Consider the following 23,468-nt stretch of genomic DNA (forward strand, 5'->3'; position numbering starts at 1 on the left):
GGCTCAGCAATCGCAAAAAACTCATGAATTCACGAGTTACTTGTGTTGCTGATAATCTTGCGACATCAGACTTATCTCACAAGCACCCACACGAATTGCTTGATTCAACTTGTTAAAGAGCAGTTGGTTGCGACCGTGTCGTCAACCGAGGCGCGCATTCTACGCTAGCCTCACATCCTGTCAAGCGTTGATTTGAACTTTTTCGTTTCAACTCAACCACTTGCACCACCGTGACCAGATCAACCGATCGCGGCAGCGGGAGGCGAATCCTACAGCACCCCAAGACGCTGTCAACCCCTCCCCTTCATTTCGTCAGCACCCTGAGGTGAAGACTCAATGGCGAGGACTCTGTAGACCCCTCGCCCGGCTCAGATCTAAGTGCTTGATTTTCAAGCCCCTTCAGCGTCTGCGCCGGAAGTGGGGCGCATTATAGGGGAGTTTCGGAGCAGGTCAACAGGTTATTTCAAGAATCTTCAATAAAGAGGGGTAGGCGCCAGGCGATAGCCCGCCTCGGTCGCGATGATCCGGTACTGCTTGATCTCGCCCGGTGCTAGCAGGATGGACTGGGAGACGCTGCTGGCCATGGGGGCAGCACAGGCGCCGGGACCGGAAGAGGTAAGACTCACCGAGACTTCGCCAGGCGGGAGATTGAAGGAAGCACTCTGGCCGGCCATGAGGGTAGTGGCCAGGCGTCCCTGGATTATCAAGCCGATATCGCAGCCCGAGCCTGAATAGGCATCGCCGCGGGTCACCATGAGGATGCCCGGTTGCCCTGTACCGCCCTGGGGGACCTGGGCAAATACAGAGGCGCTACAGAGCAGGGTCGCGAAAACACCAGCAAGCCACTTCATGACGGTCTCCTCCAGGTCGTTACGAACCTTATCACCGGCCAGCCGGAATCGCGCTCTCTTTCGAAGCACACAGCCCGAACGAGCGCCGGTCACGCACAAAAACTGAGCGAGTGGTCAGGTTCAAGAGCCAGTCGACTAGCAAAAATCATCCAAAACATATCCTAAGTTATTGAAATAAATAAAATTATTAAAATTAAGAACTATTGGCTTCGATCTTGCTAACCACGGCGAGACCTGACCACAAGGACAGGAACTCACAATGAGAGAGTCTTCTGGGGAGCCGAAATGCAAAAAATCGTTATCGCCACGTTACTGACGAGCAGTCTGATGGCCGCTGGCGCGGCCAACGCCGCCGACAGTCCGCTGCTGTGGCATGGCGAAAGCCTCACCTATCTATATGGCAAGGATTTCCGGGTCGATCCGCGCATCCAGCAGACGGTCACCTTCGAACATGCCAGCTCCTGGACCTGGGGCGATCTCTTCCTGTTCGTCGATAGCATCTGGTTCAACGGGGCGAGCAATCCCAGCGATGGGCACCAGGGCTTCTATGGCGAAGTCAGCCCACGGCTGTCGTTTGGCAAACTTTCCGGCAAGGATCTCTCCTTCGGTCCCGTCAGCGATGTCCTGCTGGCCACGACTCTGGAATACAACCAGAACGATGGCAGGGGGGCTGGTAATGATCAGCGCAACTACCTGATCGGCCCAGGCTTCGATCTCAAGGTGCCAGGCTTCAACTATTTCCGCTTGAATCTCTACTACCGCAAACCCGATGGCGGCAGTGCCCCCTCGGGTGCCTGGCAGCTGACGCCGGCATGGGCCTACACCCTGCCCCTGGGCAATTCGGATCTGCTCATCGATGGCTATATGGATTGGGTGATGAACAACAAGGGCAGCTATCACGCCAACCTGCACTTCAATCCGCAGATCAAGTACGACCTGGGCAAGGCCCTGGGCTACGACGCCAAGCATCTTTATGTGGGTACCGAGTACGACTACTGGTCAGATAAGTACGGCATCAAGGACAGCAAGGGTTTCCGTACCGACCAGAGTGTCTTCAGCTTTTTGGTGAAGTATCAATTCTAAATCGTCCAGGGCCGCCTGCGGCCCTGGAGCTGTCGTTCATGTCGGCAGAGCCGATGCGAGGAACCACTCATGACCACTCCCCTTCAGGACGATCTTCTCTATGGCCTGGAAGAGCGCCCAGCGCCTCTTGCCGCCTTTTGCGCCGCTCTGCAGCACGTGCTGGCAAGCTTCGTCGGCATCATCACGCCACCGCTGATCATCGCTGGCGTGCTGGGCCTGCATGAGCACCTGCCCTATCTGATCAGCATGGGCCTAATGGTGTCGGGCGTCGGCACCTTCTTGCAGGCCCGGGGGGCTGGCGGCCTGGGGGCAGGCATGATTTGCCTGCAGGGCACCAGCTTCGCCTTCCTGTCAGCCGTGCTGGCGGCGGGGATGCTGGTCAAGCAGCGCGGTGGCACGCCGGAGGACATTCTGGCGATGATCTTCGGGGTGTGCTTCTTCGGCGCCTTCGTCCAGATCGGCCTGAGTCGCTGCCTGGGGCTGTTGCGTCGGGTGATCACGCCACTGGTGACGGGCATCGTGATCACGCTGATCGGTGTCAGCCTGATCAGGGTGGGCATCACCGACCTCGGTGGTGGCGCCAAGGCGACGAACTTCGGCGCACCGGCCAATCTGGCACTGGGTGGCCTGGTCTTGGTCATCATCATCGCCCTGAATCTGTCGCGGCGGCCCTGGCTACGGCTATCGGCGGTGGTGATCGGTCTGTTGGTAGGGTCACTGGCTGCCTGGGCCTGCGGCCTGCTGAAGCCACAGCCCTTGCCATCACTACCTTTGGTTAGCGTCCCCCTCCCCTTCCACTTCGGTTTCGCCTTCGACTGGTCGGCCTTTCTGCCCGTGGCGTTGATCTATGTGATCAGCACCATAGAAACCACCGGCGACCTGACCGCCAACTGCCTGATCTCGCGGCAGCCCATCGAGGGACCGGCCTATATAAGGCGCCTCCGGGGTGGGGTATTGGGTGATGGTGTCGCCTGTCTGTTGGCGGCGACTTTCAATACCTTTCCCAGCACTACCTTCGCGCAGAACAACGGGGTGATCCAACTGACCGGCGTGGCCAGCCGCTACGTGGGCTATTGGATCGGCGGCATCCTGCTGCTATTGGGGCTGTTCCCGGTGCTGGGCGCCATCCTGCAGCAGATCCCCAAGCCGGTATTGGGTGGCGCCACCCTGGTGCTGTTCGGCAGTGTGGCGGCAGCGGGTATCCGCCTATTGGCGCAATGCCGCCTGGATCGCCGCAACCTGCTGATCATCGCCACCTCGCTGGGCGTGGGGCTGGGCATTGCCAGTCAGCCGATGTTGTTGGATCAGTTGCCACCCCTGGTGAAGAATCTCTTCGATACCGCGATCACCAGCGGCGGTATCACCGCTATCCTGCTCAACCTGTTGCTACCCGAGGAGCGAACCGCTCAGGCGACAGAATGCAGCACGCCGGCGCCACACCCTTGAGTCGAGGCTTGTGTCCGAGGCGGGGGGTGCGCTATTGATGCCAACCTCGCCTTCGGACCCTGCAGTTGTCATGACCCTACTCGTACCCGCGCACCATGCCGGCCAGGACAAGCCAGCCGGACGGATTCGGCAGAAGAATGAGGAGTCGATCCTGATCGCGGCGGAGGAGGAATTCGCCCGCCACGGTTTCAAGGGCACCAGCATGAATACCATCGCCCAGCGCGTTGGGCTGCCCAAGGCCAACCTCCACTACTATTTCAACAACAAGCTCGGCCTCTACATGGCGGTGCTGGGCAACATCCTCGAGTTGTGGGACAGCACCTTTAACCACCTGACCGTGGATGACGACCCGGCCGAGGCGCTGGCCCGCTATATCCGCGCCAAGCTGGAATTCTCCCGGCGCCAGCCGCTGGCCTCGCGGATCTTCGCCATGGAGATCATCGGTGGCGGCACCTGCCTGTATGAATACTTCAACCAGGACTATCAGACCTGGTTTCGCAGCCGGGCCGCGGTGTTCGACGCCTGGATCGCCGCGGGGAAGATGGACCCGGTGGACCCGGTCCATCTCATCTTCCTGCTGTGGAGCAGCACCCAGCACTATGCCGACTTCGCCAGCCAGATCTGTCGGGTGACGGGCCGTACCCGGTTGACCCGCCAGGATTTCGAGGAAGCGGCGCAAACGCTCACCCATGTCATCCTCAAGGGTCTCGGCCTCAAGACAGCCGCAACCCCATGACCTTCACCCTCAGTAGCGAAGCCTCCTGCGAAGAAGAGGTGCGCAAGAGTCGTTTCCTCGCGCTCGCCGCTCCGGTCACCAGCGTGGAAGCCGCCATGGCCTTCCTCGAACGGGTGAGCGTGCCCACCGCGACGCACAATTGCTGGGCCTGGAAGCTCGGTAATCAATACCGCTTCAACGATGACGGCGAGCCTGGCGGCACCGCAGGCAGGCCGATCCTGGCGGCCATCGAGGGGCAGGAGTGCGATCAGGTCGTCGTGGTGGTCATCCGCTGGTACGGCGGGATCAAGCTGGGAACGGGTGGATTGGTGCGGGCCTATGGCGGTTGCGCTGCCCGTTGTCTGCAGCAGGCGGACAAGCAACCCCTGGTGGTGCGTGAGAGCCTTGGTTTCTCCTGCACCTATGCGGAATGGCCACTGATCAAGGCGCGATTGATGACGTTGGATGTCGTGGTGCTTGCTGAAGACTACCAGGCGCTGGAAGTCGCACTGCAGATCGCCGTGGAGCCACAGCGCCGGGATGAGCTGGCGACGCTACTGGCCAATGTCAGCAGCGGTCGTATCGTTTTGCGCGCCATTTAGCGGCACGACCTTTGCTTTTTAGCGGTGCACGCCCTCACGACTCGCACCGCCTTGGCGCAATGCTGCGCTAGCCCGGCCCTGTGTTTCGTCTGGCGGCAAGACTGAACCTGCCAAAGAGCTGCGTATCGCACCAAAAGCGATCAAAAAGCAGCCGAAAGGCATGTTTTTGGTGCAACTCTTTCAGACGACTGCCTTGATGAACGAACTGCCTTCCGCCGTGGCCACCCTGGTCCACAGTGCCAATACCCTATTCCTGCTGCTCGGCGCCGTGATGGTGCTGGCCATGCACGCCGGCTTCGCCTTTCTCGAAGCGGGTACGGTCAGGCACAAGAATCAAGTGAATGCCCTGTCCAAGATTCTCGCCGATTTCGCCATCTCGACCCTGGTGTACTTCTTCGTCGGGTACTGGATCGCCTATGGCGTGACCTTCTTCGCCCCGGCCCAGGTACTGACCGCCGACAGTGCCTATGGACTGGTGAAGTTCTTTTTCCTGGCGACCTTCGCCGCAGCCATTCCGGCGATCATCTCCGGGGGGATCGCCGAGCGCGCCCGCTTCGTCCCGCAACTGTGCGCCACCGCGTTGATCGTGGCCTTCGTCTATCCCAGCTTCGAGGGCCTGATGTGGAACAACAACCTGGGCCTGCAGGATGGCTTCGAGGCATTGTTCGGGGCGCGCTTCCACGACTTCGCCGGCTCGGTGGTGGTCCATGCGGTGGGCGGCTGGCTGGCGCTGGCCGCGGTGATGCTGCTGGGCCCGCGGCAGGGTCGTTATCGGGAGGGTCGCCTGGTGGCCTTTCCGCCGTCGAACATTCCCTTCCTGGCGCTGGGTTCCTGGATCCTGATCGTCGGCTGGTTCGGCTTCAACGTGATGAGCGCCCAGAGCTTGGCGGGCGTCAGCGGCCTGGTGGCGCTGAATTCGCTGATGGCCATGGTCGGGGGGACAGCCGCTGCCCTGCTGCTGGGACGCAACGACCCGGGCTTCTTGCACAACGGCCCCTTGGCTGGGTTGGTCGCCGTCTGTGCCGGCTCCGACTTGATGCATCCCATCGCCGCGCTGGTCACGGGGCTGGTGGCAGGCGCCCTGTTCGTCTGGGCCTTCACCGCCGTGCAGACGCGCTGGAAGCTGGATGACGTCCTGGGCGTATGGCCGCTGCACGGACTCTGCGGTGCCTGGGGTGGTATCGCTTGCGGTCTGTTCGGTCAGACGGCGCTCGGCGGACTGGGCGGCGTGAGTCTCATGGCACAGCTGGCCGGGACGGCGCTGGGCATCGCCATCGCGCTGGTCGGCGGGCTGGCGGTGTACGGTCTGCTCAAGGCGCTGCTGGGGCTGCGCCTGAGTCAGGAAGAGGAATACCAGGGCGCCGATCTGTCGATCCATCGCATCGCCGCCAACAGCCACGACGGCTGACCGCTCGGGTTACCCACAGGGCGCGTGCACAGGGATGTGGATAACCCGTGCATGAAGTCACGAGAACGCCATCCAGACCGCTTCGCCGGCGACTGGCGAAGAAATGAACACAGGGCCAAGGACCAGGAGTCGCCCTAGCCCTGTCGCGAGGACGATCATGGAAGGCGGGACATCGGTAGCCTGCTGACAGCCGGAGTCGGTAGAGTGGGCGACCCCTTTTCCAGGAGCGCCCCATGCCCGCCCTTTCCACCCTGCTGCCCTGGCTCCGCGAGGTGGACCGCACCAGTCTGAGGGCGGACCTCGGCGCAGGCCTGCTGGGCGCGGTGCTGGCACTACCCCAGGGCGTGGCCTTCGCTACCCTGGCCGGATTGCCGCCGCAATATGGGGTCTACGGGGCGGTGGTACCCTGCATCGTCGCGGCCCTGGCGGGCTCCAGCCGGCATGTGGTGACCGGACCGACCAACGCCAATTCCCTGGCCTTGCTGGCGGCACTGTCGCCCTTGGCGTTGGCCGGCTCCAGCCCCTATATCGACCTGGCCCTGGCGGTGACGCTGCTGGTCGGCCTGCTGCAACTGATGGTGGGGGCGCTCCGGCTCGGCGCGGTGGCCAACTTCATCTCGCCCTCGGTGCTGCTCGGTTTCATGAGCGGCGCCGCCGTACTCATCGGACTCTATTCGCTCAAGGATCTGTTCGGCCTGTCGCCGCCCCTGGGTACCTCGGCGTTCGGCGTGCTGGGCTACCTGCTCGCCCATCCCCTGGCGATCCACTGGCCGTCGCTGGCGATCGGCGTGGTGACCCTGGCCGCCACCCTGCTGCTGCGTCGGCTGCGGCCGCGCTGGCCGAACATGCTGCTGGGCCTGCTGGCCGGTTGCCTCTGCGCCTGGGTGCTGGAACGCAGCCTGCCCGGTGCGGCCCAGGGCATCGCCACGGTCGGCCGCATTCCTTCGGCGTTGCCGCCCTTTCACCTGCCCGACGTCACCCTGACGGACCTGGGCAATCTCTCCGGGATCGCCGTGGCCCTGACGCTGGTGGCGCTGGGACAGTCGCTGTCCATCGCCAAGGCAGTCGCCCAACGTTCCGGCCAGCGGCTGGACATCAATCGCGAATTCATCGGCCAGGGGCTGGCAAACCTGGCCGGCGGCTGCTTCTCGGCCTATGTCTCCTGCGGCTCGCTGAATCGCTCCATGCCCAATCTGGAGGCGGGTGCCCGTACGCCGCTGGCGGCGGTATTCGCGGCGTTGCTGGTCGTGGCCCTGGTGGCCTTCGGGGGCGCCCTGATCGCCACCATTCCGCTGGCGGCGATCTCCGCCACCCTGTTGCTGGTGGCACGAGGTCTGCTGGACCTGGGACGCTGGCGCGAGGTGCTGCAGGTCAGCCGTACCGAGGCGCTGGTCGCCGGCGTGACCTTCCTGGCGACGCTGACCATCCCGCTGGACCGCGCCGTACTGCTGGGCACCCTGGTGTCCCTGGTGGCCTACCTCTATCGCACCTCCCATCCGGCGATCCGCCCGCTGGTACCGGATGCGAGCACCCCTGAACGCCGCTTCACCCCGCTGGACGAATTGGGCCATCGGGCGCAGGAATGCCCACAGCTCAAGCTGGTGCGCGTGGAGGGCTCGGTGTTCTTCGGCGCCGTCCAGCATGTCACCGATCAACTGGATGGCTTTCGCCGTACCCAGCCGGGTCAGAAGCATGCGCTGTTCATGACCAAGAGCATGAATTTCATCGATCTGGCGGGTAACGATCTCTGGCGTCGCGAATGGCGCGAGCGACGGGGCCTGGGCGGTGATCTGTATTTCCATCGACCGCGCACCCCGGTGCTGCAATTGTTCGCCAAGACCGGCTTCCTCAAGGAACTGGGCGAAGGACACGTGTTTTCGTCCAAGGACCAGGCCCTGCGCAGCATCTATCCGCGGCTGGACCCGGAGGTGTGTCGGACCTGCACCGCGCGAATCTTCGTGGAGTGCGCGGCACGGGCGGCGGAACAGGCCAGGGACGAGACCCGCACGGACTGCTAAGCTGGCGGTTTTACCCTGCCGCTGGAGAAGCTCATGCCTGCCGTCCTGTCTCGCGCCCGTTCGCTCGCCCTGGCCTGCCTGCTGTTACCGGGCCTGGCGCTGGCCCATGGTCATCTCAAGAGCGCCGAGCCGGCGCCCGACAGCACCAGCAGCCAGGCACCGAAGCAGCTGAGCCTGACCTTTTCCGAAGGTATCGAGGCGTCACTGAGCCAGGTGCAGTTGCAGCGTCTGGATGGCCAGGCCAGCACGGCGATCACCACCGGCAAGGTCATTTCCGGTACCGATGCCCGGACCCTGGAAGTCCCGCTGGAAGCGCCGCTGCCGGCGGGCCGTTATCAGGTGAAGTGGCGGGTACTGGCCAAGGATGGACACAAGACCCAGGGCGACTACCGCTTCACCGTCCAATAAGCCTTCCCGTGTTGGAGGTCGGACTGGCGACGCCCGAGGCCTGGCGTCCGCTCACCCGCGCCCTGCTCCTGCTGCCGCTGCTGCTGACCTGGGGTTACCTGGCGCTCGCGCTCTGGCTGGCTCGGCCCGGGCTGCGCGCCTGGCTGCTGGAGCGGGCGCGAGGGAGCGCGCGGGCGTTGGGTGCCCTCCTGCTGCCCGGCGTCGTCGCGCAGTTGCCGGTGCAGGCTGCGCTGGTGGGCGATGGCTGGACGGACGCCTTCAACCTGGCGGTCTGGCGACTCTTCCTGGCCACCGACGCGGGACAGGCCTGGCGCTGGCAACTACCCCTGGGTGCGCTGGTGGCACTGTGGCTGCTGGGCGGACCCTTGAAAGGAGGCACTAGCGTGCTCTGGGGCCTGAGTGGCACGCTGCTGGCCAGCCTGGCGCTGGGCGGCCATGCGGCGGCAACGGGGGGCGCCCTGGGTATCGCGCACCAGCTGAATCAAGGGCTGCACCTGCTGAGCGCCGGTCTCTGGCTGGGCAGTCTGCCCGGCGTGCTGCTCTGTCTGCAGCGGCCACCGGCGACGCTGAAGGCCGAGGTCCGCGAGCTGTTGCGCGGTTATTCGTTGCCGGGTCAGGTGTGCGTGGCGCTGGCGCTGCTCAGTGGCGCGCTCAACACCCTGTTGATTCTGGGGCCTGCAGGACTCTTCCAACTGACGCCCTACTCGGGGCTGCTGCTGGGCAAGGTGCTGGTGGTGGCGGGGATGGTCGGGCTGGCGCTGCTCAATCGCTATGTGCTGGTGCCGCGACTGGCTCAGGGACCCGGTGCGCTGCTGTGGCTGCGGCGGGCCACCGCCATGGAGATCGCCCTGGGCGTGCTCGCCGTCGCCCTGGTGGCGGGCTTTTCCGGTCTCGATCCCTACAGCTAGCAAGTGGGGCGGCTCGCACCGCCCCGGTAATCCTCAGAAATAGACGTTCATGCCCAGGTAGATTTCCTTGGTGCTGTCGAGTTGGGTCGAGCCGAGCTTGGTGCCGTCTTCGTCGATGTCCGGCTTGGCGTTGCTGCGCAGGTAGCGATAGCCGGCTTCCAGCGAGGTGCGGTCGTTGACCTGCTGCAGGATGCCCGCCTGCACGCCGGCCAGGTAGCCGGTATCGCCGTTGTGGCTGTAGCTGGAGCCATCCTGGGTGACCCGCGTCAGACCCAGGGTGCCGCCGCCGAACAGCTTGGTGCTATTGCTCAGCGGGTAGAAGGCGTCGTAGCTGCCGGTGAGGTCTTGCTGGCGCAGCTTGATGCCATCGCTGCTGCCGCTGACCTGATCGAGGGTGGCGTAGTAGCGACCGGCATCGTTCTGCTGACCGAGGCGCAGACCCCAGGTGTTGTTGCCGTCGATGGCACCGTCGGTGTCGGGGCTATTCAGGTTGCTATTGAGCGCGTGACTGTTGTTGAAGTTGTCGTAGCTCCTGCCGTAGGTGAGGCCGGCAAAGTTCTGCGTATCAGCAGCGAAGACCGAGTGGCTGGCCACCGCCAGCAGACCGAAGAGGACGACACGGGATTTCAGGGCATTCATCTAACTAGCTCCTCACGCATTTCAGATACAGCCCGACCGGCTGTGCCGCCATCTTCGCTAGACGCAGGTTATCGGCGGATTAACGGTACTGAATCGGAGCTGAACGGCATGCGGAGGGGAGCGACCGGACCGCCCGTTGCAGGCGGTCCGGCAGAAGCATCAACGCTGACGGTGGTACTCGGTCACGCGCAGGACTTCTTCCTTGGAGCCCAGGAACACCGCGACCCGCTGGTGCAGGGCATCCGGCTGGACGTCGAGGATGCGCTGGTGACCGTTGGTGGCGGCACCACCGGCCTGCTCGACGAGCATGGCCATGGGGTTGGCCTCGTACATCAGGCGCAGCTTGCCGGGCTTTTCGGGCTCACGGGCATCGCGGGGGTACATGAAGATGCCACCGCGGGTGAGGATGCGATGGACGTCGGCCACCATGGAGGCGATCCAGCGCATGTTGTAATCCTTGCCCAGCGGGCCTTCCTTACCGGCCAGCATCTCGTCGACGTAGCGCTTGACCGGGGCATCCCAGTGGCGCTGGTTGGACATGTTGATGGCGAATTCGGCGGTGCTTTCCGGGATGGAGATGTCTTCGTGGGTGAGCACGAAGCTGCCCAGCTCGCGATCCAGGGTGAAGCCCTTGACGCCGTCGCCCAGGGTCAGCACCAGCATGGTCTGGGGACCGTAGATGGCGTAGCCGGCGGCGACCTGCTCGGTGCCCTTCTGCATGAAGGCTTCTTCGGTCACGTCACCGGTGGTGCTGCTGACGAAGTCCTTGCGCAGGATGGAGAAGATGGTGCCGACGGAGACGTTGACGTCGATGTTGGACGAGCCGTCCAGCGGGTCGAACATCAGCAGGTAGGCGCCCTTGGGGTAGTGGCCGGGGATCTGATGGACCTGGTCCATCTCCTCGGAGGCCATGCCGGCCAGGGTACCGCCCCACTCGTTGGCTTCCAGCAGGATTTCGTTGGACAGCACGTCCAGCTTCTTCTGCACCTCGCCCTGGACGTTCTCGGTGCCCATGCTGCCGAGTACGCCGCCCAGCGCTCCCTTGGACACCTCGTAGCTGATGCGCTTGCAGGCCCGTGCCACCACCTCGATGAGGAAGCGCAGGTCCGCAGGCGTCTTGTGGCTGCGGGTCTGTTCGATGAGGTAACGACTGAGGGATATGCGGTTCATCAGAGCGACTCCTTGTAATGATGGGCGCGAGTGTAGCGCCAAAGCTCAAGCTCCGTCTCAAGCAGAGCGGACAGACCAGCCAGGTCGGGACACGATGCACAGCAACGCCTGCCCGAAACGGGCGTTGCCATTATCACCGTTGGCGACGGCAGGCGTCAGGGCGCGTCCGGAGTCTCCACGGCCAGCAGTACGCCTCGGCCCACACGGAGATTTTCGGCGCTGGGATAGACTACCCCTTCCGGTTCCAGTTCAGGCTGGCTGCTGTCCAGCTGTATCACCCAGTGATGTCCGTCACGTGACGGCGGCAGACGCAGCTCGATTTGCTCGCGCCGTGGCTGGAAGGCCAGCCAGATTCGCGCGCCCTGGGCCTGGTCTTCGCCATCGAGGGGTTCGAAGGTGAGACTCAGCGGCAGGCTGCCAGGCGCCTGCCAGCGTCCTTCGTCCATCGCCGTAGCATCGGCGTCGAGCCACTCGATCCTGACCCAGCCATTGGCATCGGGCCGCCCCAGCAGTCGTTGCGCATGCAGGGCCGGAAGCCCCTGACGCAGGGCCATGAGCCGCCCGACGAAGGCGCTCTGCCGTTGCCCGGCGGGGCTGGCAGCCTGCTGCCAATCCAGCCAGGAGAGTTCGTTGTCCTGCACATAGGCATTGTTGTTGCCCTGTTGGGTACGGCCGAATTCGTCACCGGCCGTGAGCATGGGTTCGCCACCGGCGAGGATCAGGGTCGCCAGCAGGGCGCGCTGGTCGGCGGCGCGGGCCTCCTGCACGGCCGGATCATCGCTCGGCCCTTCCACGCCGTTATTCCAGCTCTTGTTGTCGGTGGTGCCGTCGCGATTGCCTTCGCCATTGGCCTCGTTGTGCTTCTCGGCGTAGCTGACCAGATCGGCCAGGGTGAAGCCATCGTGGGCGGTGATGAAGTTGACGCTGGTGCGCAGCAGACGATCGCCCGTGCCGAAGAGGTCGGCGCTGCCCGCCAGCCGGGTAGCCAGGGCGCCGCGCAGGCCTTCGTCGCCGCGCCAGAAGCGGCGCACGTCGTCACGGAAGGCATCGTTCCACTCCTGCCAGGGCGCGCGGAAGGCGCCGACCTGATGGCCACCGGGGCCGATGTCCCAGGGTTCGGCCACCAGTCGTACCTGGCGCAGCACCGGGTCTTGGGCCAGAGCCTGTAGCAGCGGCGCATCGCGGTCGAAGCCGCTTTCCAACCGGCCCAGAGCGGGGGCCAGGTCGAAGCGGAAGCCATCGACGCCCGCGGCGGTGACCCAGTGGCGCAGGCTGTCCAGGGTCAGGCGCAAGGCAGGCGGACTGTAGAGCGCCAGGCAATTACCGCAGCCCATGTCGTTGATGTAGCGCGCCGGATCGTCCGGCTGCAGCCGGTAATAGCCGGCATTGTCCAGGCCGCGCAGGTTGAAGGTGGGGCCGAGTTCGTCGCCTTCGCCCGTGTGGTTGAAGACCACATCGAGCAGCACCTCGAAGCCGGCGCCTTGCAGCGCCGCTACCGTCTCGCGCAACTCGCCCAGTGCATCGGCGCCCGCCAGGCGCGGATCGACGGCGGCCATGACTACCGGATTGTAGCCCCAGTAATTGGCCAGCCCGAGGGCCGGCAGATGGCGATCGTCGGCCCAGGCGGCGATGGGCAGGAGCTCCAGGGTGGTGACGCCGAGGCGCTGCCAGTGCTCGATCAGCGCCGGATGCCGCAGCGCGGCCAGGGTCCCGCGCTGACGCGCCGGAACCTTGGGATGCAGCTTGGTCTGGCCGCGCACGTGCAGTTCGTAGATGAGGCCAGCGTCGCGGCGCTTGGGGCTGGGCGCGAAAGTGTCCAGCGGTGGCAGGACGATGGCCTTGGGGACGTGGGCGCCGCTATCGCGCTCGTCCGCACGATTGGGGTCGTCGGGATGGAAGCCATAGGTGCTGGGATGGAGTTGGAAGGGTCGATCCACTGCCAGGGCCCAGGGATCTACCAGTAATTTGTGGGCATTGAACCTGAGGCCGTCCTGGGGTCGATAGGCGCCCTGGGCACGCAGGCCGTAACTCAGCCCAGGCTTGGCGCCGGGGAGGAAGCCGTGCCAGACACCGCCTTCGTGCTCGCGAAAGACCAGGCGCTGGGTCTCGGCTTCACCCTTGGCATCGTAGAGGCAGAGTTCGACGGCCTCGGCGGCGGGCGACCAGACGGCGAAGTTGATCCCGTCGTCGACGACGGTGGCACCGTAATGGGCGGGGCTGCCCGCCTCGAGGCGGGTGAAGGTACGGGGCATGGGGGCTCCAGGTGAAAGGCTGGCGGGACGGATTCTTCTGGGATGTAGACGTCGAGAGGGATGGGGGTTCTCATTCCGGGCGTTGCTTATCGCGGCCATGGGCCGCTCCTACAGGAGTTCAACTTTGTAGGAGCGGCCCATGGCCGCGATGGTCGGGATGACCACGTAAGAACCCTCTTACAACGCCTTCCAGATTTCCGTGGCGTACTCGCGGATGGTGCGGTCCGAGGAGAACCAGCCCATGCTGGAGGTGTTGATCACCGCCGATTGCCACCATTTGTCCGGCTGCTGCCAGCGGGTCTCGACCTGGCGCTGGGCGTCCCAGTAGGCGTCGAAGTCGGCGCAGACCAGGAAGCGGTCGTGCCAGGTCAAGACGTCCAGCAGGCTGTTGTAGCGCGCCGGATCCTCGGGTGAGAACTGCCCACCACGCAGGCCCGCCAGTACCTGGGACAACCGTGGCGAATTCTCGATGATGTCCGAGGAAATGCCGCCGCTGCGCTGGCGCTCTTCCACCTCGGCGGCCTTGAGGCCGAAGATGAACATGTGCTCGGCACCGATCAGTTCGCACATCTCGACGTTGGCGCCGTCGAGGGTGCCGATGGTGAGGGCACCGTTGAGGCCGAACTTCATGTTGCTGGTGCCCGAGGCTTCCATGCCGGCGGTGGAGATCTGCTCGGACAGATCCGCCGCCGGGATCATGACCTCGGCCAGGCTGACGTTGTAGTTGGGCAGGAAGACCACCTTGAGCAGGTCGCGGGTCAGGGGGTCGTTGTTGACCACCTTGGCCACGTCGTTGGCCAGTTTGATGATCAGCTTGGCCTGGTGGTAGCTGGCCGCGGCCTTGCCGGCGAAGATCTTGACCCGCGGCGTCCAATCGCCATTGGGGTTGTCGCGAATCGCCTGGTACAGCGCGATGGTCTGCAGCAGGTTCATCAGCTGCCGCTTGTACTCGTGGATGCGCTTGATCTGGACGTCGAACAGCGCGCTGGGATCGAGACTGATCTCCAGCCGCTGCTTGACCAGGCCGGCGAAGGTGTCCTTGTTGCGCTGGCGCTGCAGAGCGAAGCGCTCGCGGAAGGTGCTGTCGTTGGCGTAGGGCTTGAGCGCCGGCAGGGTCTTCTCGGGATCGTGCAGCACGCCTTGGCCGAGGGTGTCCACCAGCAGGTCGGTGAGCGCCGGGTTGGCCTGGTGCAGCCAGCGGCGGAAGGTGATGCCGTTGGTCTTGTTGTTGATCCGGTCCGGATAGAGCCGATGCAGCGAGCGGAAGACCGTCTTGCGCATCAGGTCGGTGTGCAGGCCGGAGACGCCATTGATGCTGTGGGAGCCGAGAAAGGCCAGGTTGCCCATGCGCACACGGCGGCCTTGGCTTTCATCGATCAGGGAGACGTAGGAGATCATGCCGCCGTCGGTCTCGCCGCGGGCACGCAGGGAGTCGAGGAACTGGGCGTTGATCAGGTAGATGATCTGCATGTGCCGCGGCAGCAGACGTTCCATCAGCTGCACCGGCCAGGTCTCTAGGGCCTCCGGCAAGAGGGTGTGGTTGGTGTAGCTGAGGGTGCCGACGGTGGTGCTCCACGCGGCGTCCCAGGGAATGCCGTGGACGTCCACCAGCAAGCGCATCAGTTCGGCGACGGCGATGGCCGGGTGGGTGTCGTTCAGTTGGATGGCGACGTGCTCGGGCAGGCTGAGCAGGTCGTGGTGCTGCTTGAGGTGGCGACGGGTCAGGTCGGCCAGGGAGGCGGCGACGAAGAAGTATTCCTGGCGCAGGCGCAGTTCTTGGCCGGCCTCGCTGCTGTCGGCGGGATAGAGCACGCGCGAGATGCTCTCGGCGCGGGCCTCGTTGGCCACGGCACCGACGTGGTCGCCGGCGTTGAAGGTCTCCAGGTGGAGGATCTCCAGCGGCCGGGCCCGCCAGAGTCTCAGGGTGTTGGCGCCCTCCCCGCCCCAGCCGATCACCGGGGTGTCGTAGGCCACCGCGCGGATGCGCTCGCCGGGATGCCAGATCTGCCGCCGCGGATCGCCTTCGCCATAGGGCGCGACGCTGCCGCCGAAGCCGATCTCGTACACCACCTCGGCGCGCTCGAATTCCCAGGGGTTGCCGAAGTCCAGCCAGTTCTCCGGTTGCTCCAGCTGGAAGCCGTCGGCGATCACCTGGCGAAACAGACCATGTTCGTAGCGGATGCCGTAGCCATGGCTGGCGATGCCCAGGGTAGCCATGCTTTCCATGAAGCAGGCGGCCAGACGGCCGAGGCCACCGTTGCCCAGGGCGGCGTCCGGCTCCAATCCGCGGATGCGTTCCAGGTCGACGCCGAGATCAGCCAGGGCCCGGCGGGTTTCCTCGAGGATGCCCAGGTTGGAGAGGCTGTCGATCAGCAAGCGGCCGATGAGGAATTCCAGGGAGAGGTAGTAGACCCGCTTCTGCCCGGTGCGATAGGCCTCGCGGGTACGGCTCATCCAGCGGTCGACGATGTAGTCGCGCGCGGCCAGGGCGGTGGCCTGGAACCAGTCGTGATCGAGGGCGTTGTCCGGGTCCTTGCCGACGGCGTAGGTGAGCTTGGAGAGGATGTTGGTGCGCAGGGCGGAAACTTCGTTGGGCGAGATGAAGCGGGGTCTCGTCATCAGGATTGACCTCTGCAAGCGCTTAGGAATCAGATCGCGAAGTGGCCGCGGATAAGGCAGCGCGTGCCGCTTTTCTTACTTTTTAGGCGAAACGACAGAGACGTCCAAGCTTTTTCGGACAGCAAGGCGGCGGAAGGCCCGCCGCTAGCAGGCTAATAGATGGCTTTAGTCGTTCTTTTCAGATGAACGCCGCTAATAAGCGTACCTCGCACGGGCTGGGATCGATGTCTTGCTGAGCACCTTTCAATCACGCTTGGGTGTCAGGGCGTCCAGCACCTGCTTCGACAGCGCGTGGTACAGCGGCACCGGCATCAGCCAGCCGGACACGGCGGAGGACAGCAGGCAGACTGCCAGCACCGGCAGCGTCATGTCCGGGCTGCCGACCATTTCCAGGGTGATGACGGTAGCGGTCAGCGGCGTGCGGGTGACCCCGGCCAGGTAGGCGGCCAGTCCCAGCAGGGCGCATTGCGCCAGGCTGACGCCCGGCAGCCAGTCGGCCATCCAGGGGCCCAGGGCGGCGCCCACGGCCAGGGCCGGCGAGAACAGGCCACCCGGGATGCCCGCCAGGTAGGAGACGACATTGGCGAGGAATTTCCACAGCAGGAAGCCGTCGCCGGTCACCGGTTCGCCGGAGAGGATGGCATGGGTCTCGGCATAGCCGGTACCGAAGACGTGCTGCCCCGAGCACAGCCCCAAGGCCGCCAAGGCCAGGCCGCAACCGGCGGCGAAGGCCACCGGGCGGCGCCGGCGCAGGGCGTTCATGCGCCCCAGCCAGCCCTTTTCAGTGGGCAGGATCAGGCGGCCATAGAAACCCCCGAGCACGCCACCGAGTACCCCGGCGACGGGGACCGCCAACCAGCCGATCCCCCAGGTCAGATGCAGGTTCAGGTCCCCGAGGTAGCTGTAGGGCCCCATGACCCCCAGGGTGACGATGCCGCCGAGCAGCACCGCGGTCAGCACCAGGCCGCTGAAGCGCTGCTCGAACATATGGGTGAGTTCCTCGATGGCGAAGACCACCCCACCCAGGGGCGTGTTGAAGGCCGCGGCGATACCAGCGGCACCACCGGCGAGAATCAGCCCGGACAGGGTGCGCCGGCCGTGCAGGCCAAGGCGCTTGCCGAAGCCATAGAGCAGCGCGGCCCCGACGTGCACCGTGGGACCTTCACGGCCTATCGAGCCACCTACCAGCAGAGCCCCCGCGGTGAGCATCATCTTGCCCAGGGCCACGGGAGCACCGAGCAAGCGCGCGCGCAGATCCGGCTCCTCGCGCTGGATGCTGGCGATGACCTGGGGAATACCACTGCCGCGAGCCTCGCGCAGCACCCCCTGGGTGAGCCAGGCCAGCAAGGCGAAGCCCAGCGGCGTGACCAGCCAGGGCCAGAAGGCGCTGTGCTGCAGCAGTTGCTGGAACAGTCCGAAGGAGTGATCGGACAGCCAGGCGAAGGCCAGGCCGGCCAGGCCCACCAGGACAGCCCCGACCCAGAAGGCGATGCGCTGGCGCCACTCGCGCAGGCGACGACGACGTCGATGCCGTTGCAGGTGCAGGCGACGGCGGGCAGCGACTTCGGGATCGGTATCGGGAAAGACGGGATCGGGCGAGACGGAATCGGACATGGATACGGCTACACCGGGAGGCTAGAGCCTCCCAGTGTAACCGCTTGTTACCGCAAAGTTGCTGCCGGCGGGATCAGGTCGCAGGAGCCAGCTCGACGGCCGTCGAGCTGCGCTTGAGCACGGCGTAAATCACGCCAGTCACCAGGCTGCCGGCGGCGATGGCGCCCAGGTACAGCCAGGCATGGCTGATGGCATTGGGGATCAGCAGCACGAAGAGGCCTCCGTGGGGCGCCATCAACTTGCAATTGAACAGCATCACCAGGGCACCGGTCAGGGCACCGCCGATGACGCTGGCCGGGATCACCCGCAGTGGGTCCTTGGCGGCGAAGGGAATCGCCCCCTCGGAGATGAAGCACAGGCCCAGCACCGAGGCCGCCTTGCCCGCTTCACGCTCGCTCTGGGCGAACTTGTGCCGCGCCAGCAGGGTGGCGATACCCATACCGATGGGCGGCACCATGCCGGCAGCCATGGTGGCGGCCATGGGGCCGTAGGTCTTGGACGCCAGCAGGCCGACGGTGAAGGCATAGGCCGCCTTGTTGATCGGGCCGCCGAAGTCGATGCACATCATGGCGCCGAGGATCAGGCCGAGCAGCACGGCGTTGCTGGTACCCAGGTTGTTGAGGAAGTCGGTGAGGCGGCTCAGGGCACCGGCGACCGGAGTGCCGACCAGGTAGATCATCACCAGGCCGACGATGAGGCTGGCGAACAGCGGGATGATCAGGATCGGCTTGAGCGCCTCGACGCTGGCCGGCAGTTTGACGTGCTGGGCGATGGCCTTGGCCACGTAGCCGGCCAGGAAACCGGCGATGATGCCGCCGATGAAGCCGCTGCCCAGACTGGCCGCGAGCCAGCCGCCGATCATGCCGGGCGCCAGGCCCGGACGGTCGGCGATGGAATAGGCGATGTAGCCGGCCAGTACCGGCACCATCAGCTTGAACGCCGAGTCGCCGCCGATCTGCATCAGCGCCGCGGCCAGGGTTCCCTGTTCCTTGAAGGCCTCGATGCCGAAGACGAAGGACAGGGCGATCAGCAGACCGCCCGCCACCACCATCGGCAACATGTAGGACACCCCGGTGAGCAGGTGCTTGTAGACACCCGAGCTTTCCTTCTTGGCCGGTTTGGCGCCCTCGCCCGCGGCGGGGGCGGCGCTGCCGGCCAGGGTCTCGCCCTCGGCCAGGGCCTTCTTGATCGTCGCCTCGGGTTGCTTGAGGGCGACGCCGGTGCCGCAGCGATAGACGCGCTTACCGGCGAAGCGCTCGACGTTGACCTCGATGTCGGTGGCCAAGAGCACCACGTCGGCCTCGCGAATGGCGTCGGCCGGCAAGGGATTGCGCGCGCCCACCGAGCCCTGGGTCTCCAGGTGCAGGCGATAGCCGAGCTTCTTGGCAGCGTTCTGCAAGGCTTCGGCGGCCATGAAGGTGTGGGCGACTCCGGTCGGACAGGCGGTGATGGCGACCAGCCGCGGCGTCTCGCTGGCGCTGGCCGGCGCACTGGGCGCAGCGCCACTGGCGGCCGGGGCCTGCTCCAGCACCTTGGCCTCGCTGGCGGCGCGCTGCAGGAAGGCGTCGACATCGCGCAGGGCTTCCGCCGGCGCGGCGCGGTAGACCCGCTTGCCGACGAAGCGCGACAGATCGACCGCGCCGGTGTGCACCACCACTACCAGTTCGGCACGGGCCAGTTGGTCGTCGGTCAGCAGGGTGGCCTCGGGGCCGTCGTGGATCTCGACGCTGGTGGTCCAGCCGCGGCGCTGGGCCGCGGCATCCAGCAGGCGCGCGCTGAGCACGCTGGTGACCATGCCGGTCGGGCAGGTCGTGACGATGGCGATATTCATGGGTTTACCCCTGATTCTTGTTCTAGCGGAAAGTCGGGAAGGACGCGCACCCGCACCTGGTTTTCGAAGGTTGCGAGTTGCGCCGGATCATTGATGCCGAAACCGATCTGGGTGACCGCCAGGGCGGCGATGGCGGTGGCCGTGGTCAGGGTGCGCTCCGGCGTCTGGCCGGTGAGCAGGCCGTGCAGCATGCCGGCCAGCAGGGAATCCCCGGCGCCGACGGTGCTGGCCACGGTGACCTTGGGCGGCTGCGCCTCCAGGGTCTGGTGACCGTACCAGCGCACGCCCTCGGCGCCCTGGGAGATCACCAGGTGCTCGATGCCCAGGGCGCGCAGTTGCTCGACCAGCAGCGCCTGCTCGGTGGCGGTCTCGGCGGGGGCGTTGCAGGCCTCGGCCAGTTCCTCGGTATTGGGCTTGATCAGCCAGGGACCGGCGGCCAGGGCGGCGCGCAGGGCGGCACCACTGGTGTCCAGCGCCACCGGCAGCCCCAGCGACTTGAGCCGGCCGATCAGCGCCGCCAGCCATTCGGGCGTCACCCCGCGCGGCAGGCTACCGGCCACCACCACGGCGTCATGCCCCGCGGCGATGCGGTCGAGGGTCGCCAACAATTCCTGCTGGGCGGCGGCGGAGACCTCGGGGCCGGGCCCGTTGATGTCGGTGATGCGGCCATCGGCCTCGGCCAGCTTGAGGTTGCTGCGCGTCTCCCCCGGCACCCGGATGAAGGCGTCGGTGAAGCCGCGGCGGGCGAACAGCGCATCGAAGGCACTGGCGTTGTCGGCGCCGAGGAAACCGCTCACGGTCAGCTCGTGGCCGAGATCGGCCAGCACCTGGGCGACGTTGAGGCCCTTGCCGGCGGCATGCACGATCACCGCCTCGCTGCGATTCACCGCGCCGGGCTTGAGTTCGGGCAGCTGGACGGTGAGATCCAGCGCCGGGTTGAGGGTCAGGGTGAGGATGCGACTCATCGCAGCGCCTCCACGCTCTGCCGCACTTCAGCGGCGGTGGCCAGCTCCAACGCCCGCGCGGCACAGGACTGCACCAGGCGCAGCTCCAGCTCGCGTACCCGCGCCTTCACCAGCGGCACGCTGCGCGCCGAGACCGACAGCTCGTCCACCCCCAGGCCGACCAGCACCGGCACCGCCAGCGGATCGGACGCTAGCTCGCCGCAGACGCCGACCCACTTGCCATGGGCATGGGCGGCGCGCACCGTCATGTCGATCAGGCGCAGCACGCTGGGATGCAGGCCGTCGGCCTCGCCGGACAGCAGCGGATGGCCGCGGTCGATGGCCAGGGTGTACTGGGTGAGGTCGTTGGTGCCGACGCTGAAGAAGTCCACTTCCGGCGCCAGCACCGGCGCCAGCAAGGCCGCCGAGGGCACCTCGATCATGATGCCGACCTGCAGGTCGGTGGTGGGAATCTCCTGGCGCAGGCGGTCCAGGATGTCGCGCGCCTGGCGCCACTCCTCGACCCGCCCGACCATGGGGAACATGATCCGCAACGGGCGACCATCGGCGGCCTTGAGCAGGGCGCGCAGCTGGGTTTCCAGCAGTTCGGGACGGCGCAGGGTGAGGCGGATGCCGCGGATGCCGAGGAAGGGATTCTCTTCCGGCGGCAGCGGCAGATAGGGCAGCGGCTTGTCGCCGCCGACGTCCAGGGTACGCACCACCAGTGGTTTGCCGGCCAGGCCATCGAGGGCGCGGCGGTATTCCTGCTCCTGGGCGGCTTCGTCGGGGGCGGCATCATGGCTCATGAACACCAGCTCGGTGCGCAGCAGGCCGACGGCTTCGGCGCCCTGCTCCACCGCGTCGGCGGCCTGGGCGGTATCGCCCAGGTTCACCGCGATCTCGACCTGATGGCCGTCGCGGGTGGTAGCACTCTCGAAACGGTGAGCCTCGGCAGCACGACGGCGCTCGGCCTGGAGCTCACGCTCACGCTGCACGGCTTCGATACGGCTGGCATCCGGGGCGATCTCCAGGGTGCCCTTGTCGCCATCCAGCAAGAGCACGCTGCGCGGCGCCAGCTCCAGCACCCGCCGGCCAGCGCCGACGATGGCCGGGATGCCCAGGGCGCGGGCGACGATGGCACTGTGGGAACTGGCGCCGCCACGGGCGGTGAGGATGCCGCAAACGCGCTCGCGGTCGAGCCGGGCCACATCGCCGGGGCCGACCTCGTCCATCACCAGCACATAGGGTTCCTCGGGTTCGCGGAGCTCTTCCACGCCACAGAGTTGGGCCAGCACCCGGCGGCCAACGTCGCGCAGATCGGCGGCACGCTCGGCGAGCAACCTGTCGTGCAGGGCCTCCTGCTGGCTGGCCGCCTCTTCGATCTGGGTATCCCAGGCCGCAGCGGCGCTGGCATTGGCCTTGAGCCGGGCGGCGATGCCCTGCTGCATATCGGGATCGTCGAGCATCTCCAGGTGGGTCTGGAAGATCTCGCGCAAGGCGCTGGACTCACTGCGGGCAATGAGCGCCTCGATATCGGCGCGCACCGTGGCCAGGGCCAGGTCCAGGCGCTGCCGCTCGGCGGCGGCGCCTTCGCCAGTGGCTGGATAGTCGAAGTGCTGGGGCGCCACCACATGGGCCGGGCCGACCGCCAGACCGGGAGCGGCGGCCACGGCCTGGGCGCGATCGCCCGGCGCCAGCGGCAGTTGTTCGGACGGGTCCACCAGGCTGATGGCGGTGACCCGGGCGGCACCGGCCGGGGCCGGGGCGCTGGCGGTGACCGGCTCGACTTCTTCGCCGAGTCCGGCCTGCACTGCGCCGATCAGATCGTTCAGGGCCGCCTCGGCCGGAGTGCCGGGTTCGACCAGGAATTCCAGGGTCTGGCCACGACGGGCGCCCAAGGCCAGCAGGCGCGACAGACTCTTGGCCGAGACCGGGGCGCCGCCGTCGACCCGCACACGGATCTCGCCGTCATAGGCCTTGGCCAGCCGTGCCAGCTCCTTGGCCGGACGGGCGTGCAGGCCGTGGGCATTGGCCAGGACCACCTGGGCACTGGGCCAGTCGGGAGCGACTTCGCCGCCCAGGGCTTCGAGCACGGCACGGCGCGAAGTGGCCTGGGCCAGCTCCTGGCCACGACCGGCGACGAGCAGATCGCAGAGGCGCTCGAGCAAGGCGCGATGGCCTTCGCCCAGGCTGGCCAGACAGAACAGGCCACGTACCGGCTGGTCCTGATGGTGCAGCAGTTGCAGCGGGGTGACGAAAGCCAGGCCCGGGCGCTTCACCGCAGTCTCGCTGTTCAGCCACCAGAGGCCGTCGCCCAGGGGCAGCGGTTGGCTGGCCTGCAGGGCGGCGGCGAAACCGGCATCCACGCATTCCATGTGCTTGAGCATGCGCGCGCCTTGCCAGGCCAGGTCTTCCAGGTCCTCGGCGTCGATGGCCAGCTGCACCAGCTCTTCGTCCAGGGCCAGGGCCTGGGGCGCCCCCTGCAGCAGATCGAGGATCTGCTGGGGTTCGCGGGCCTCGCGCAGGGCTTGTTGCAGCTCGCTCTCGCCGAGGGCGCGGGTCAGCAACTGCAGGATGCGCAGGTGCTCGTCGGATTTGGCGGCGATGGCGATGGCCAGGTAGGTCAGTTGGCCGTCGCCCCAGTCCACCCCGTCGGGAAACTGCATCATCCGTACGCCGGTGACGAATACCTGGTCACGGGTCTGGGGGGTGCCGTGGGGAATGGCGATCCCCTGGCCGAGATAGGTGGAGCCCTGGGCCTCGCGGGCCTTGAGCCCTTCGAGATAGCCCGGGGCGACCAGGCCGTCGGCGACGAGGGACTCAGCGAGCATGGCCAGGGCGGTCGCCTTGTCGGGCGCCTGTTGGGCCATGCGGATATGCTGGGCATTGAGTTCGAACATGGAAGGATACCTCCGGCGCCGCGCGCCCGATCCCGGCGCCGTGCCTTTCTTGTAATAGAT

17 protein-coding genes are annotated in these 23,468 nt (G+C 66.1%); 8 read left to right on the forward strand and 9 right to left on the reverse strand.

All coding sequences use genetic code 11. From position 1 onward, the window contains the following. Nucleotides 1-473 precede the first annotated feature (473 nt). A complete protein-coding gene (locus tag CCZ28_RS10555) occupies nucleotides 474-851 on the reverse strand; it encodes a hypothetical protein (RefSeq protein WP_140217855.1) in 378 nt (125 codons plus the stop codon). Between the two features lie 285 nt (nucleotides 852-1,136). Here CCZ28_RS10555 and CCZ28_RS10560 point away from each other — a divergent pair, with 285 nt between their 5' ends. The 8 genes from CCZ28_RS10560 (at nucleotide 1,137) to copD (ending at nucleotide 9,439) form a co-directional block, all read left to right on the forward strand. Next, entirely contained in the window at nucleotides 1,137-1,934 is a 798-nt protein-coding gene (locus CCZ28_RS10560) for an outer membrane protein OmpK (RefSeq protein WP_140217857.1), read from the forward strand. Between the two features lie 69 nt (nucleotides 1,935-2,003). After that, a complete protein-coding gene (locus tag CCZ28_RS10565) occupies nucleotides 2,004-3,380 on the forward strand; it encodes a uracil-xanthine permease family protein (protein WP_140217859.1) in 1,377 nt (458 codons plus the stop codon). A gap of 70 nt (nucleotides 3,381-3,450) precedes the next feature. Then, nucleotides 3,451-4,116, forward strand: a complete 666-nt coding sequence (locus CCZ28_RS10570; RefSeq protein ID WP_074528455.1) for a TetR/AcrR family transcriptional regulator — start codon at nucleotides 3,451-3,453, stop codon at nucleotides 4,114-4,116. After that, entirely contained in the window at nucleotides 4,113-4,697 is a 585-nt protein-coding gene (locus CCZ28_RS10575) for an IMPACT family protein (RefSeq protein WP_140217861.1), read from the forward strand. Before CCZ28_RS10570 ends, CCZ28_RS10575 begins: the two co-directional genes overlap by 4 nt. A 196-nt stretch (nucleotides 4,698-4,893) precedes the next feature. Beyond that, entirely contained in the window at nucleotides 4,894-6,105 is a 1,212-nt protein-coding gene (locus CCZ28_RS10580; RefSeq protein ID WP_140217862.1) for an ammonium transporter, read from the forward strand. A gap of 233 nt (nucleotides 6,106-6,338) precedes the next feature. Beyond that, nucleotides 6,339-8,123: a SulP family inorganic anion transporter gene (locus CCZ28_RS10585; protein WP_140217864.1), complete on the forward strand. Its 1,785-nt coding sequence runs from the start codon at nucleotides 6,339-6,341 to the stop codon at nucleotides 8,121-8,123. A 33-nt stretch (nucleotides 8,124-8,156) separates the two neighbouring features. Continuing rightward, nucleotides 8,157-8,531 carry a copper homeostasis periplasmic binding protein CopC gene (gene copC, locus CCZ28_RS10590; RefSeq protein ID WP_140217866.1) on the forward strand — a complete coding sequence of 125 codons (375 nt, stop codon included), beginning with the start codon at nucleotides 8,157-8,159 and terminating at the stop codon, nucleotides 8,529-8,531. Nucleotides 8,532-8,539: 8 nt separating this feature from the next. Then, the gene (gene copD, locus CCZ28_RS10595; protein WP_240795257.1) at nucleotides 8,540-9,439 is read left to right on the forward strand and encodes a copper homeostasis membrane protein CopD; all 900 of its coding nucleotides are present in this window, start codon (nucleotides 8,540-8,542) and stop codon (nucleotides 9,437-9,439) included. Between the two features lie 33 nt (nucleotides 9,440-9,472). Here copD and CCZ28_RS10600 read toward each other — a convergent pair whose 3' ends face one another. From CCZ28_RS10600 to ptsP, 8 genes are all read right to left on the reverse strand, one after another. Further along, nucleotides 9,473-10,078, reverse strand: a complete 606-nt coding sequence (locus tag CCZ28_RS10600) for a hypothetical protein (protein ID WP_140217868.1) — start codon at nucleotides 10,076-10,078, stop codon at nucleotides 9,473-9,475. A gap of 159 nt (nucleotides 10,079-10,237) precedes the next feature. Then, entirely contained in the window at nucleotides 10,238-11,248 is a 1,011-nt protein-coding gene (locus CCZ28_RS10605; protein ID WP_140217870.1) for a class 1 fructose-bisphosphatase, read from the reverse strand. A gap of 155 nt (nucleotides 11,249-11,403) precedes the next feature. Continuing rightward, a complete protein-coding gene (gene glgX / locus CCZ28_RS10610) occupies nucleotides 11,404-13,500 on the reverse strand; it encodes a glycogen debranching protein GlgX (RefSeq protein WP_140217872.1) in 2,097 nt (698 codons plus the stop codon). A gap of 177 nt (nucleotides 13,501-13,677) precedes the next feature. After that, entirely contained in the window at nucleotides 13,678-16,119 is a 2,442-nt protein-coding gene (locus tag CCZ28_RS10615; protein WP_140217874.1) for a glycogen/starch/alpha-glucan phosphorylase, read from the reverse strand. A 243-nt stretch (nucleotides 16,120-16,362) separates the two neighbouring features. Next, nucleotides 16,363-17,733, reverse strand: coding sequence for a chloride channel protein (locus tag CCZ28_RS10620; RefSeq protein ID WP_140217876.1), 1,371 nt, complete (start codon nucleotides 17,731-17,733; stop codon nucleotides 16,363-16,365). 73 nt (nucleotides 17,734-17,806) lie between these two features. Next, a complete protein-coding gene (locus CCZ28_RS10625; RefSeq protein WP_140217878.1) occupies nucleotides 17,807-19,564 on the reverse strand; it encodes a PTS fructose-like transporter subunit IIB in 1,758 nt (585 codons plus the stop codon). Next, nucleotides 19,561-20,529: a 1-phosphofructokinase gene (gene pfkB / locus CCZ28_RS10630; protein ID WP_140217880.1), complete on the reverse strand. Its 969-nt coding sequence runs from the start codon at nucleotides 20,527-20,529 to the stop codon at nucleotides 19,561-19,563. The genes CCZ28_RS10625 and pfkB overlap by 4 nt, the downstream gene beginning before the upstream one ends. Beyond that, the gene (gene ptsP / locus CCZ28_RS10635; protein ID WP_140217882.1) at nucleotides 20,526-23,408 is read right to left on the reverse strand and encodes a phosphoenolpyruvate--protein phosphotransferase; all 2,883 of its coding nucleotides are present in this window, start codon (nucleotides 23,406-23,408) and stop codon (nucleotides 20,526-20,528) included. Before ptsP ends, pfkB begins: the two co-directional genes overlap by 4 nt. Nucleotides 23,409-23,468: the final 60 nt, after the last annotated feature.

The organism is Pseudomonas oryzihabitans, from assembly GCF_006384975.1.
GTDB lineage: Bacteria > Pseudomonadota > Gammaproteobacteria > Pseudomonadales > Pseudomonadaceae > Chryseomonas > Chryseomonas psychrotolerans_B.

Excerpts from the sequence above, each read along its gene's own strand:
- CCZ28_RS10555 (WP_140217855.1), bottom strand. The coding sequence starts at position 851 with ATGAAGTGGCTTGCTGGTGTTTTCGCGACCCTGCTCTGTAGCGCCTCT.
- CCZ28_RS10560 (WP_140217857.1), top strand. The coding sequence starts at position 1,137 with ATGCAAAAAATCGTTATCGCCACGTTACTGACGAGCAGTCTGATGGCC.
- CCZ28_RS10565 (WP_140217859.1), top strand. The coding sequence starts at position 2,004 with ATGACCACTCCCCTTCAGGACGATCTTCTCTATGGCCTGGAAGAGCGC.
- CCZ28_RS10570 (WP_074528455.1), top strand. The coding sequence starts at position 3,451 with ATGACCCTACTCGTACCCGCGCACCATGCCGGCCAGGACAAGCCAGCC.
- CCZ28_RS10575 (WP_140217861.1), top strand. The coding sequence starts at position 4,113 with ATGACCTTCACCCTCAGTAGCGAAGCCTCCTGCGAAGAAGAGGTGCGC.
- CCZ28_RS10580 (WP_140217862.1), top strand. The coding sequence starts at position 4,894 with ATGAACGAACTGCCTTCCGCCGTGGCCACCCTGGTCCACAGTGCCAAT.
- CCZ28_RS10585 (WP_140217864.1), top strand. The coding sequence starts at position 6,339 with ATGCCCGCCCTTTCCACCCTGCTGCCCTGGCTCCGCGAGGTGGACCGC.
- copC (WP_140217866.1), top strand. The coding sequence starts at position 8,157 with ATGCCTGCCGTCCTGTCTCGCGCCCGTTCGCTCGCCCTGGCCTGCCTG.
- CCZ28_RS10600 (WP_140217868.1), bottom strand. The coding sequence starts at position 10,078 with ATGAATGCCCTGAAATCCCGTGTCGTCCTCTTCGGTCTGCTGGCGGTG.
- CCZ28_RS10605 (WP_140217870.1), bottom strand. The coding sequence starts at position 11,248 with ATGAACCGCATATCCCTCAGTCGTTACCTCATCGAACAGACCCGCAGC.
- glgX (WP_140217872.1), bottom strand. The coding sequence starts at position 13,500 with ATGCCCCGTACCTTCACCCGCCTCGAGGCGGGCAGCCCCGCCCATTAC.
- CCZ28_RS10615 (WP_140217874.1), bottom strand. The coding sequence starts at position 16,119 with ATGACGAGACCCCGCTTCATCTCGCCCAACGAAGTTTCCGCCCTGCGC.
- CCZ28_RS10620 (WP_140217876.1), bottom strand. The coding sequence starts at position 17,733 with ATGTCCGATTCCGTCTCGCCCGATCCCGTCTTTCCCGATACCGATCCC.
- CCZ28_RS10625 (WP_140217878.1), bottom strand. The coding sequence starts at position 19,564 with ATGAATATCGCCATCGTCACGACCTGCCCGACCGGCATGGTCACCAGC.
- pfkB (WP_140217880.1), bottom strand. The coding sequence starts at position 20,529 with ATGAGTCGCATCCTCACCCTGACCCTCAACCCGGCGCTGGATCTCACC.
- ptsP (WP_140217882.1), bottom strand. The coding sequence starts at position 23,408 with ATGTTCGAACTCAATGCCCAGCATATCCGCATGGCCCAACAGGCGCCC.